The 12,056-nt window shown below is 53.8% G+C and carries 9 protein-coding genes; 5 read left to right on the top strand and 4 right to left on the bottom strand.

Translation table 11 applies throughout. The features are described from left to right. Positions 1–69: 69 nt before the first annotated feature. Entirely contained in the window at positions 70–1,461 is a 1,392-nt protein-coding gene (locus tag JG725_RS15885) for an NCS2 family protein (RefSeq protein WP_172290985.1), read from the top strand. 160 nt (positions 1,462–1,621) lie between these two features. Beyond that, entirely contained in the window at positions 1,622–3,316 is a 1,695-nt protein-coding gene (locus JG725_RS15880) for an AsmA family protein (RefSeq protein ID WP_199378775.1), read from the top strand. A 30-nt stretch (positions 3,317–3,346) separates the two neighbouring features. On the opposite strand, the gene fabY is transcribed toward JG725_RS15880, so the two are convergent. The 4 genes from fabY to typA all read right to left on the bottom strand — a co-directional run bounded on the left by fabY (position 3,347) and on the right by typA (position 7,437). Beyond that, positions 3,347–4,288, bottom strand: a complete 942-nt coding sequence (fabY, locus tag JG725_RS15875; RefSeq protein ID WP_172290983.1) for a fatty acid biosynthesis protein FabY — start codon at positions 4,286–4,288, stop codon at positions 3,347–3,349. 42 nt (positions 4,289–4,330) lie between these two features. Beyond that, positions 4,331–4,768, bottom strand: coding sequence for a D-aminoacyl-tRNA deacylase (gene dtd, locus JG725_RS15870; protein ID WP_199378773.1), 438 nt, complete (start codon positions 4,766–4,768; stop codon positions 4,331–4,333). Positions 4,769–4,842: 74 nt separating this feature from the next. After that, on the bottom strand, positions 4,843–5,454 hold the full coding sequence (gene yihX, locus JG725_RS15865; protein WP_172290981.1) for a glucose-1-phosphatase: 612 nt from the start codon (positions 5,452–5,454) through the stop codon (positions 4,843–4,845). Between the two features lie 159 nt (positions 5,455–5,613). Next, positions 5,614–7,437 (bottom strand): ribosome-dependent GTPase TypA, encoded by a 1,824-nt coding sequence (gene typA, locus JG725_RS15860; RefSeq protein ID WP_172290980.1) that lies wholly within the window; start codon positions 7,435–7,437, stop codon positions 5,614–5,616. 369 nt (positions 7,438–7,806) lie between these two features. On the opposite strand from typA, the gene glnA reads away from it, so the two are divergent. The 3 genes from glnA (at position 7,807) to glnG (ending at position 11,981) form a co-directional block, all read left to right on the top strand. Beyond that, positions 7,807–9,216: a glutamate--ammonia ligase gene (glnA, locus tag JG725_RS15855; RefSeq protein ID WP_199378771.1), complete on the top strand. Its 1,410-nt coding sequence runs from the start codon at positions 7,807–7,809 to the stop codon at positions 9,214–9,216. Between the two features lie 294 nt (positions 9,217–9,510). Then, positions 9,511–10,560 carry a nitrogen regulation protein NR(II) gene (gene glnL / locus JG725_RS15850; RefSeq protein WP_172290978.1) on the top strand — a complete coding sequence of 350 codons (1,050 nt, stop codon included), beginning with the start codon at positions 9,511–9,513 and terminating at the stop codon, positions 10,558–10,560. Positions 10,561–10,568: 8 nt separating this feature from the next. Then, complete coding sequence (glnG, locus tag JG725_RS15845; RefSeq protein ID WP_172290977.1) at positions 10,569–11,981, top strand: nitrogen regulation protein NR(I); 1,413 nt, start codon at positions 10,569–10,571, stop codon at positions 11,979–11,981. Positions 11,982–12,056: the final 75 nt, after the last annotated feature.

The following is a 12,056-nucleotide window of genomic DNA, read 5'->3' as shown; positions in this document are numbered from 1 at the left end:
GCAAACGTTTGCTTTTGTTAAAGAGATCATTAAAATGCCCTCTTTGTCGTTTCAGGAACGCCAACTATTATGACGACCGCCACCACGGATACCCACCAAACCGACAGTCCCGCCGCGCCCAAGCACAGCGAGTTGATTTATCGTCTGGAAGACCGTCCTCCTCTGCCGCAAACCCTGTTTGCCGCCAGCCAGCACCTGCTGGCGATGTTTGTCGCGGTGATCACTCCCGCGCTGTTGATCTGTCAGGCGCTTGGTTTACCCGCGCAAGATACGCAACACATCATCAGTATGTCGCTGTTCGCTTCCGGTCTGGCCTCTATTCTGCAAATAAAAACCTGGGGGCCGGTAGGATCGGGTCTACTGTCCATTCAAGGCACCAGCTTTAACTTCGTTACGCCATTAATCATGGGCGGGCTGGCGCTGAAAAATGGCGGAGCGGACGTCCCCACCATGATGGCGGCGCTGTTTGGCACGCTAATGGTCGCCTCCATGACGGAAGTTATTCTGTCGCGCTTCTTGCACCTTGCGCGCCGAATCATTACGCCGCTGGTATCCGGCATTGTGGTGATGATCATCGGTCTGTCGCTGATTCAGGTCGGCCTGACCTCCATCGGCGGCGGCTATGCGGCAATGAATAACAACACCTTTGGCGCACCGAAGAATCTGTTGCTGGCGGGTATCGTACTGTTGATCATTATCCTGCTGAACCGCCAGCGTAACCCTTATCTGCGCGTGGCCTCACTGGTCATCGCCATGGCGGTCGGTTATCTGGGCGCCTGGCTGATGGGGATGTTGCCCGACAGCGCGCCGGCGGAACAGCATTCATTCATCATGGTGCCCACGCCGCTCTATTACGGCCTGGGCTTTGACTGGAATCTGCTGATCCCGCTGATGCTGGTGTTTATGGTGACATCGCTGGAAACCATCGGCGATATCACCGCCACATCCGATGTCTCAGAACAGCCGGTCAGCGGGCCGTTGTACATGAAGCGTCTGAAAGGCGGCGTACTGGCGAACGGCCTGAACTCTTGTCTGTCCGCCGTCTTCAACACCTTTCCAAACTCCTGTTTCGGCCAGAATAACGGCGTTATCCAGCTTACCGGCGTCGCCAGCCGCTACGTCGGCTTTGTGGTGGCGCTGATGCTGATTATTCTGGGGCTGTTCCCGGCGGTCAGCGGCTTTGTGCAGCATATTCCGGAACCGGTGCTCGGCGGCGCAACCATCGTCATGTTTGGTACGATCGCCGCTTCCGGCGTGCGTATCGTGTCGCGTGAACCGCTGAACCGTCGCGCCATCATGATTATCGCCCTCTCGTTGGCCGTGGGGCTGGGGGTTTCGCAGCAACCGCTGATTCTGCAATTCGCACCCGACTGGATGAAAACGCTGCTGTCTTCCGGTATCGCCGCCGGCGGTATTACGGCGATTGTGCTGAATCTGGTTTTCCCCCCGGAAGAAAAATAATTCGTACTCGCTTCAATAATTTCTGATAAGCGTGAATAAAAGCGACCGCGGGTGCAACACCGGTCGCTTTTTACGGTCTGTAACAGCATTAGCTATTGAGCCTGCGGGGTAATTGCGGCATAAAAACAGTTATCCCTGACGACTGGCATGGACTGACACGATGAGATTTATCGGGAAATTATTGCTGACCCTACTGCTGCTGGCATTACTGGCGCTGGTGATATTGTACGTAATACTGCAAACCACCTGGGCCTCAAGCCGGATCGGCAACTGGGTGAATCAAAACACGGACTATCAGATCTCATTGGGGAAAATTGACCATAGCTGGTCCAAGCCCGATCGGATTCTGCTGAAGGACGTCATATTCGGCCATAAGGATCAGCCGCCGACGCTGACCGCCAAACAAATTTCGGCAGGGCTGAGCGCGCGTCAGATAACCGACCCCCGCCATTTTTCCAGTCTGGAACTGGAAGGCGGTACGCTGAATCTCTCCCCCGCCGCCGCGACCCTGCCGATCGAAGCCGATGTATTACAACTACGGACGATGGCGCTTCAAGCGCAGGATGATGACTGGCGCTTGAACGGCCAACAGGTCAATGGCGGGATCATGCCCTGGCAGCCTGAAGCGGGGCGTTTACTCGGCAAACAGGGGCATTTTCAACTCAGCGCCCGTTCGTTGCGGCTCAATGATATCCCCGCCAGCCAGGTGCTGATGCAGGGAGAAATTAATCATAATCAGCTTATCCTGGGGAATTTCGGCGCCGACGTGGCGCAAGGCCAGTTAACCGGCAGCGCCAGTCGGGCGGAAGACGGCAGTTGGCAGATTGGCAACCTGCGTCTCAGCAAGGTTCGCTTGCAAACGCCAAGCACCCTACGGGAATTCTGGCAACCGATTACCGCGTTGCCTTCGGTTGCCGTCTCCCGTTTTGATTTGATCGATGCCCGTATTGAAGGGCCGGGGTGGGCGTTTATCGATCTCGACGTCACCCTGCAAAACGTCACATTCAAACAAGACGACTGGCAAAGCGATGGCGGCGAACTGTCGTTCAATGCCACGGATATCGTCAACGGCGATATGCATCTGATCGACCCTATCGTTAACCTGACACTCTCCCCCAGCGGGGTTGAAATCAAACAGTTTACCACCCGCTGGGAAAGAGGGCTGTTGCGTACCGACGGCAACTGGCAACGCAGCAACCATCGTTTGCAACTGAATGAATTCGTGGTGGCGGGCATGGAATACACGTTACCGGCCGACTGGCGTCAGCGTTGGCAAACCACGCTGCCGGACTGGCTGGAGGAAGTGAATATCAGGAAATTCACCGCCAACCGTAATCTGTTGATTGATATCAACCCGGATTTTCCATTTCAGCTTACCGCTCTGGATGGAAACGGCAGCGATCTGCTGCTGGCGCGTAATCATCAGTGGGGTATCTGGAGCGGTTCGCTGAACCTGAACGCCAGCGATGCAACATTCAATAAAGTCGATATCCGCCGCCCCTCTTTGGCCTTAACCGCCAATGAGGGGCAGATCGCATTCACCGATCTCAGCGCCTTTACCCAAAACGGCTTGCTGGAAGCCAAGGCAACCATCGAGCAACACCCCGCCCGGGCCTTTTCGGTTACGATGACCGGGCGCTCCGTTCCATTGGATATATTAACTCGCTGGGGATGGCCGGCATCGTCTTCCGACCCCACGGGCAATTCCAATCTGCAATTGCAGCTTAATGGGCGGCTCGCCGCCGATACGCCGCTCAAGCCGACGTTGAACGGTTCGCTTCAAGGGGCTGACAGCAGCGGACAACCGATCAATCAGCAAATGCGGCAAGGCGCATTGAGCCAGACCGCACAGTAACGCTAATCAACGTTGATGGCCTTGCCGCCATCAACGTATTTCGGATCCCCCTAGTTCCAGCGGCTCTTTCGGCGTAGCGGGTAAGACAATATAAACCCCCTCGAACAACGCGCCTTTTTTATCATCGCCGAACAGATCCACATTCAGTTGCACCCTGGCTTTACGTCCCCGGGCCAGACGATCCAAATCCCCGCTCAACGAACCGAGATCGGCAATCGCGCTTGGTCTGCCCGTTACCGGCGTACTGTAGCGAATGTGCGCATCGGCCAGAATAATCGTGCCGCCCAAATGCCTTTCACGCAGTAGCAACCAGATCAATCCCCAGCCCGTCAGGGTGGCGAGAGAAAACATGCTGCCGGCGAACAACGTATGGTGGGGGTTCTGATTACCGGTTTCCGGCATGGTGGTAATAAATTTTTGACCGGTATACTGACTAATACGTACGCCCATTTTTTCACTCAACGGGATGTGCTGATACCAGGCCTGCTGCAACTGCCCGCACCAGTCAGGGCGGTGCAAAATATCATCCAGCGTCACGACCGGTTTGATCATCAGAAAATGGCGTATCGGCGTGGTTTGCGGCGCAGTGATTTCCCCCTGATTCACAAAACCAAGTTTGGCGAAAAAATCTATCGCGTCCTCGCGGGCGCTACAGACGACGCGCTTCGCCCCTTCCTGACGCGCGACCGATTCCAGCGCCATCGCCAGCAACGTCCCTAATCCTTTGCCACGGACATCGGGATGAACGGCCAAAAAACGCATCGCCGCTTCATTGTCTGCATTGATGGACAAGCGGCCGATCGCCACCAGCCGCCCTTGTTCATCCACCACCGTCTGATGATGCGCCAGTGCGTCATAGGCATCGCGCTCAGAGCCCAGCGGTTGGTGCAGGGGTTTACGCAGCATCTCCCAACGGAATTGATAGTACGCATCAAGTTCTTCTGCGCTTTCAGGTACTCTCAGGTGATACATAAACATGCCTCATTAAAAAATAGTGACAAGAACGTCTTCGCCTTATACATGCAGCCAGAACGTCACCGGCCCGTCATTAACCAATGCGACTTTCATATCGGCCGCAAAACGCCCCGTTTCCGTGTGAATACCCCGCTCGCGGCACTGTTCGGCAAAATACTGATACAGGCGATCGGCTTGTGCCGGGGGCGCGCCGCGGGAAAAACCGGGGCGCATTCCCTTTTGGGTGTCGGCCACCAGCGTAAACTGCGACACAATCAGTACGCTGCCGCCCGCCTGGCGGACGTTGAGGTTCATTTTGCCATTATCATCACTGAAGATACGGTAACCCAGAACCCGCTCACAAAGCCGCACGGCTTTTTGCTCATCATCACCTTGCTCAACCCCCAGCAACACCAGCAACCCGGCTCCGATTTCCCCAACAACGGCATTTTCCACCGTAACGCTGGCGCTGGAGACTCGCTGAATTAACGCGATCATCGAATGTTACAGCTCCTGTTTTCATTATTTTGAAAGATTCGCGGCAAAATCAGCCGCAAACCCCACGCGGTGAGTTACTCATTGATAGCAGCTACTTGCGAGGCAAAAAAATCCGGCACCACCTGAGGGTCTGTCACCAGAATACTGTGGATGCCCAATTTCTGGGCGGCGGCGACATTGGCAGGATTATCATCAAAGAAGATGGCTTGATCGGGCGTTACCCCTTCCTGCGTCAGAACATGGTGATAAATAGCGGCTTCAGGTTTACGCAATCCGATATCCTGAGAGAGATAAAGACGATCGGCGGCCTCTTCCACTTCCGGGAACAATACCGGCCAGTGGCCGCAATGCAGACGATTGGTGTTGGACAGGATCACCACCCGATGCCCCTGGCGGCGCAGCCGCTGCATAATATTGATGACCTCAGGGCGCAGCGCCACAAAAATAGCCTGCCATCCGGCGGAAAACTGCTCAAAGCTCAGCGAGATGCCCATTTCATGGCATAACCGTTCAGCAAACGCCTCATCACTGATTTCGCCGCGTTCATGTTGTTCAAAAGTTTCGCCCATCACAAAACGCTCTTTCAGCGTCGCCAACGGCGCGCTGCTCAGCTTGCTCCAGACGCCCAACACCCGATTGAAATCAATATCTATGACGACATTACCCAAATCAAAGATATAAAGCATGGCATCTTCCTCCTGATGTAACCGTGGGATTTTCACTGTAACGGGAAATAGCAAAGCTGAACAGGGAGGAAAAGCGGGAAACATGAAAGCGGAGAGAATCAGATAAAACTCAGGGCGCCCAAAGGCGCCCTGTTACACATAAGAAGCTACTGATAAAAATCAGCCTTCTTTAGGACCGCGGTTCGCGCGTTTACGATCGTTTTCGGTCAAATGACGCTTACGAATACGCACGGATGATGGCGTAACCTCGACCAGTTCGTCATCATCGATGAATTCCAGCGCTTGCTCCAGCGACATTTTAATCGCCGGAACCAGCGTCGTTGCTTCATCCGTACCGGAAGCACGCATGTTGGTCAGTTTCTTACCGGTCAGACAGTTTACCGTCAGATCGTTGGAACGCGAGTGAATACCGATAATCTGGCCTTCATACACTTCAGCGCCGTGCCCCAAGAACAGTTTACCGCGATCCTGCAAACTGAACAGGGCGAAAGCGACCGCTTTACCCTGACCGTTGGAGATCAGTACGCCGTTCTGACGTTGACCGATTTCGCCCGGACGCACGTCATCGTAGTGGCTAAAGGTAGAGTACAGCAGACCGGTGCCGGACGTCATGGTCATGAATTCGGTACGGAAACCGATCAGACCACGAGCGGGGATCAGGTAATCCAGACGAATACGGCCCTTGCCATCAGGAACCATGTCTTTGACATCGCCCTTGCGCTCGCCCATGGCTTGCATCACTGAACCCTGGTGCTGCTCTTCAATATCCAGCGTCACGTTTTCGAATGGCTCTTGCATGCGGCCATCGATTTTACGATTGATAACTTTAGGACGTGAAACGGCCAGTTCGAAACCTTCACGACGCATGTTTTCGATCAGCACCGACAGGTGAAGTTCACCACGGCCCGAAACGCGGAACGCATCGGCATCTTCAGTTTCTTCAACCCGCAGCGCCACGTTGTGCACCAGCTCTTTGTTCAGGCGGTCAAGGATTTGACGTGAAGTCACGTACTTACCTTCTTTACCACAGAACGGCGAGGTGTTGACGTTGAAGTACATGGTTACGGTCGGTTCATCAACGGACAGCGCCGGCAACGCTTCAACCGCGTTCACATCACAAACCGTGTCGGAGATGTTCAGTTCGCCCAGACCGGTGATAGCGATGATGTCGCCAGCTTCGGCTTCCGTCGCTTCGATACGCTCCAGACCCATATGGGTCAGAACCTTACCGACTTTGCCGTTACGGGTTTTGCCTTCGCTGTCGATGATGGTGACCTGCTGGTTAGGCTTAACTTTACCGCGTTTGATACGGCCGATGCCGATAACACCCACGTAATTGTTATAGTCCAACTGAGAGATTTGCATCTGGAACGGCGCATCAAGCTCGACTTTCGGCGCGGAAACATGGTCGACGATCGCCTGATACAGCGGGGTCATATCTTCCGCCATATCATTGTGATCGTTACCCGCGATCCCCATCAGCGCCGACGCGTAGATAATGGGGAAATCGAGTTGTTCATCGGTGGCGTCCAGGTTCACGAACAGGTCGAACACCTGATCGACAACCCAGTCTGGACGCGCGCCGGGGCGGTCGACCTTGTTGATTACCACGATCGGTTTCAGACCATTAGCGAATGCTTTTTTGGTCACGAAACGGGTCTGCGGCATCGGGCCATCCATTGCATCAACGACTAACAGCACCGAGTCGACCATCGACATAACACGTTCAACCTCACCGCCAAAGTCGGCGTGTCCCGGTGTATCCACGATGTTAATACGGTAGTCTTTCCAATTAATGGCGGTATTTTTGGCGAGGATGGTAATTCCACGCTCTTTCTCCAAATCGTTGGAGTCCATTACACGTTCGGTTGCTTCAGTGCGTTCTCCGAAAGTTCCGGATTGTTGCAACAACTTATCAACCAGGGTGGTTTTCCCATGGTCAACGTGCGCAATAATGGCGATGTTACGCAAATTTTCGATCACAGCTTTGCCTCAGGCATTTAGAAATAGCGCGCTATTGTACACGTATTAATCGAGGGACTAAACAAGATCACAAGCATCTATGATAAACAACCTGATGCTGCTTACTTTGTGATCCCTTTCACGGTGCAAAAGCGCTACAAGTTGGCACCTGCGCACCATATTAGTGCACACATTCACCCATAAAGCACCATTTTGGTGCCATCTGCTATAATGGTGCAGCGGGTTTTGATAAGGAAAGCCCCAAAGGGCAACACATCGCACTAATTTAAAAAGTTGGCACACTTTTAGCTTTAGTCTACTCACGGTAACAACATCAATCCACAACGATATTCGTTCCACGACGATAAATGACAATCGGGAGAACCAAGTATGTCCGCAGAACATGTTTTGACGATGCTGAATGAACATGAAGTGAAGTTTGTTGATTTGCGCTTCACCGATACCAAAGGCAAAGAACAGCACGTCACCATTCCGGCTCACCAAGTTAATGCCGATTTCTTTGAAGAAGGCAAAATGTTTGATGGTTCCTCGATTGGCGGCTGGAAAGGCATTAACGAATCCGACATGGTATTGATGCCGGATGCCAGCACTGCGGTCATCGATCCGTTCTTTGAAGAATCCACGCTGATCATCCGTTGTGACATCCTGGAACCCGGCACCATGCAGGGTTACGATCGCGATCCGCGTTCCATCTCCAAACGCGCCGAAGATTTCCTGCGTTCTTCCGGTATTGCCGATACCGTTCTGTTCGGGCCGGAACCTGAATTTTTCCTGTTTGACGACGTTCGTTTCGGCAGCAGCATCTCCGGCTCCCATGTCACTATCGATGATATCGAGGGCGCCTGGAACTCCAGCAAAGAATACGAAGGCGGCAACAAAGGTCACCGTCCGGGAGTAAAAGGCGGTTACTTCCCTGTTCCTCCGGTAGACTCTTCACAGGACATCCGTTCCACCATGTGTCTGACCATGGAGGAAATGGGACTGGTGGTTGAAGCTCATCACCACGAAGTCGCAACCGCTGGTCAGAACGAAGTGGCTACCCGCTTCAACACCATGACCAAAAAAGCTGACGAAATTCAGATCTACAAATACGTGGTGCACAACGTTGCTCACGCATTCGGCAAAACCGCCACCTTTATGCCTAAGCCGATGTTCGGCGATAACGGTTCCGGTATGCACTGCCATATGTCGTTAGCCAAAAACGGCGCCAATCTATTCTCCGGCGACAAATACGGCGGCCTGTCTGAAACCGCGCTGTTCTATATCGGCGGTATCATCAAACACGCGAAAGCCATCAACGCGCTGACCAACCCCAGCACCAACTCCTACAAGCGTCTGGTTCCTGGCTACGAAGCGCCGGTCATGCTGGCTTATTCCGCACGTAACCGTTCCGCCTCTATCCGTATCCCGGTGGTTGCCAGCCCGAAAGCGCGCCGTATTGAAGTCCGTTTCCCGGATCCGGCCGCTAACCCGTATCTGGCATTCTCTGCGCTGCTGATGGCCGGCCTGGACGGGATCATCAACAAGATCCATCCTGGCGATGCGATGGATAAGAACCTGTACGATTTGCCGCCGGAAGAAGCGAGCGAAATCCCAACGGTTGCAGGTTCGCTGGAGGAAGCGCTGAACGCGCTGGATGCGGATCGCGAATTCCTGACTCGTGGCGGCGTATTCACCGATGACACGATTGATGCCTATATCGAACTGCGTAAAGCGGAAAATGACCGCGTTCGCATGACGCCGCATCCGGTTGAGTTCGAACTGTACTACAGCGTTTAATCACCGCGCTGCATCATAAGTAAGGCGGTAGTTTGATCGTGCTGACGGTCAGGCTACCGCCGGAACCACCGTTTTTAAGATAGTTTTTGTGACCGGCTAACCATGCCCGTCATTCCAGGAAAGCCGTCGAGCTAACGCTTTGCGTTATTAAAAATTTTCCTGAAAATTTTTTGTTGCCGTGGAAACTTTTCAGCCCATCTCAGGATGGGCTTTTTTCTCCACCGGCTCTGAAGTTGCGGCATCTTATCCATCATCTACACTACTATGCACTTATACGGTGCGGGAGTCTGCGTTATGGCAACAGGCACGCTGCCCGATGCTGGGCAGATCCTAAATTCTTTAATAAACAGCATTTTGTTATTGGATAACGATCTGTCTATTCATTATTCCAACCCAGCAGCACAACAACTACTGGCGCAAAGCTCGCGTAAATTGTCAGGTACGCCGCTGCCGGATTTGCTGGGGTACTTTTCTCTGAATATAGATTTGATGCGTGAAAGTCTGGATTCAGGGCAAGGTTTTACGGATAACGAAGTCACAATTGTTATCGACGGCAAAGCGCATATTATGTCGCTCACGGCCCAGCGGATACAGAATAACTTCATTCTGCTGGAGATGGCGCCAATGGATAACCAACGCCGCCTTAGCCAGGAGCAGCTCCAGCAGGCCCAACAGCAGGCGGCCCGCGATCTGGTCAGAGGGCTGGCCCATGAGATTAAAAATCCGCTCGGCGGGTTACGCGGCGCGGCGCAACTGCTATCCAAAGCCTTGCCCGATCCGGCGCTGACCGAATACACCAAAGTTATCATCGAACAGGCCGATCGCCTGCGTAATCTGGTCGATCGCCTGCTCGGCCCGCAGCAACCCGGTCTGCATGTAACTCAAACCATCCATCAGGTGGCGGAACGGGTGTGCCAGCTTGTTTCATTGGAAAAACCGGACAACGTGACGCTGGTGAAAGATTATGACCCCAGTCTACCGGAGCTTACACACGATCCGGATCAGATTGAGCAGGTATTGCTGAATATCATGCGCAATGCGTTACAGGCGCTGGGTGAAGAAGGCGGCACCATCACTTTACGTACCCGCACCGCATTTCAGCTCACCTTGCATGGGGTGCGTTACCGTCTTGCCGCGCGTATTGATATTGAAGATGACGGCCCCGGCATCCCCGCCCAACTACAGGATACGCTGTTTTACCCCATGGTAAGCGGACGCGAGGGGGGGACCGGTTTGGGATTATCGATTGCCCGCAGCCTTATCGATCAACACTCCGGTAAAATTGAATTTAACAGTTGGCCAGGTCATACCGAATTCTCGGTTTACCTGCCCATTCGCCAGTGAGGTTCACAATGCAACGAGGGATAGTCTGGATTGTCGATGACGATAGCTCCATCCGTTGGGTGCTCGAACGCGCGCTCACTGGCGCGGGCTTGACCTGCGCCACGTTTGATAACGGAAATCAGGCTCTGCACGCTCTGGCGACGCAAACGCCAGACGTCCTGTTGTCCGATATCCGCATGCCCGGAATGGATGGGCTGGCGTTATTGCAGCAAATAAAACAACGGCATCCGATGCTGCCAGTCATCATCATGACGGCGCATTCCGATCTTGATGCCGCCGTCAGCGCTTATCAACAGGGCGCTTTTGATTATTTACCGAAACCCTTTGATATTGACGAAGCGGTGGCCCTGGTCGAACGCGCCATCAGCCATTATCTGGAACAACAGCAACCGGTTCGCAATCAGCCGAGCAACGGCCCGACGACGGATATCATCGGCGAAGCGCCGGCGATGCAGGACGTATTCCGCATTATCGGCCGTCTTTCACGCTCTTCCATTAGCGTATTGATCAACGGCGAATCCGGTACGGGGAAAGAGCTTGTCGCTCATGCCTTACATCGCCATAGCCCACGCGCCAAAGCGCCGTTTATCGCGCTGAACATGGCGGCAATCCCCAAAGATCTGATCGAATCGGAATTATTTGGTCATGAAAAAGGCGCATTTACCGGCGCCAATCAAATCCGGCAGGGACGGTTTGAACAGGCGGACGGCGGAACACTGTTTCTTGATGAAATCGGTGATATGCCGCTGGATGTTCAGACCCGCTTATTGCGGGTGCTGGCTGATGGCCAGTTTTATCGGGTTGGCGGTTATGCCGCGGTAAAAGTGGACGTGCGAATTATTGCCGCCACGCATCAGAATCTTGAGTTGCGGGTACAGGAAGGCAAATTTCGTGATGATCTCTTCCATCGCCTGAACGTGATTCGGGTTCATCTGCCGCCTCTGCGTGAACGGCGCGAAGATATTCCCCGTCTGGCTCGTTATTTTTTACAGGCCACCGCCAAAGAATTGGGCGTCGAGCCGAAAAACCTGCATCCGGAAACGGAAACCGCGCTCACGCGCCTGCCGTGGCCGGGGAACGTGCGTCAGTTGGAAAATACCTGCCGCTGGTTAACCGTGATGGCTGCCGGACAAGAAGTTCTGATCCAGGATTTGCCCCCGGAACTCTTTGAAACCACGGCACCCGACGCCACGGTGCAAATGCTGCCTGACAGTTGGGCGACCTTATTGGCCCAGTGGGCGGATCGGGCGTTACGTTCCGGTCATCAAAACCTGTTGGCCGAAGCTCAGCCGGAGATGGAAAGAACCCTGCTCACAACGGCATTGCGTCATACTCAGGGCCATAAGCAGGAAGCGGCCCGTTTACTTGGCTGGGGACGAAATACCCTCACGCGCAAGCTGAAAGAGCTGGGAATGGAGTAACCGAGGTTGCGCTTTTATTGCACAATTGTTCGCCGGAAGATCGTCGGAGGGTAAAAAACGGCAAAACGTTATTTA

The sequence above is a fragment of the Brenneria sp. L3-3C-1 genome (genome assembly GCF_016456245.1).
In the GTDB taxonomy this organism is placed as follows: Bacteria; Pseudomonadota; Gammaproteobacteria; order Enterobacterales; family Enterobacteriaceae; genus Brenneria.
This window is presented reverse-complemented; position numbering and strand designations above follow the sequence as displayed.

Coding starts and splice junctions, on each gene's coding strand:
- yihX (WP_172290981.1), bottom strand. CDS start 5,454: ATGCTTTATATCTTTGATTTGGGTAATGTCGTCATAGATATTGATTTC.
- glnL (WP_172290978.1), top strand. CDS start 9,511: ATGGCAACAGGCACGCTGCCCGATGCTGGGCAGATCCTAAATTCTTTA.
- dtd (WP_199378773.1), bottom strand. CDS start 4,768: ATGATCGCGTTAATTCAGCGAGTCTCCAGCGCCAGCGTTACGGTGGAA.
- glnA (WP_199378771.1), top strand. CDS start 7,807: ATGTCCGCAGAACATGTTTTGACGATGCTGAATGAACATGAAGTGAAG.
- fabY (WP_172290983.1), bottom strand. CDS start 4,288: ATGTATCACCTGAGAGTACCTGAAAGCGCAGAAGAACTTGATGCGTAC.
- JG725_RS15885 (WP_172290985.1), top strand. CDS start 70: ATGACGACCGCCACCACGGATACCCACCAAACCGACAGTCCCGCCGCG.
- glnG (WP_172290977.1), top strand. CDS start 10,569: ATGCAACGAGGGATAGTCTGGATTGTCGATGACGATAGCTCCATCCGT.
- JG725_RS15880 (WP_199378775.1), top strand. CDS start 1,622: ATGAGATTTATCGGGAAATTATTGCTGACCCTACTGCTGCTGGCATTA.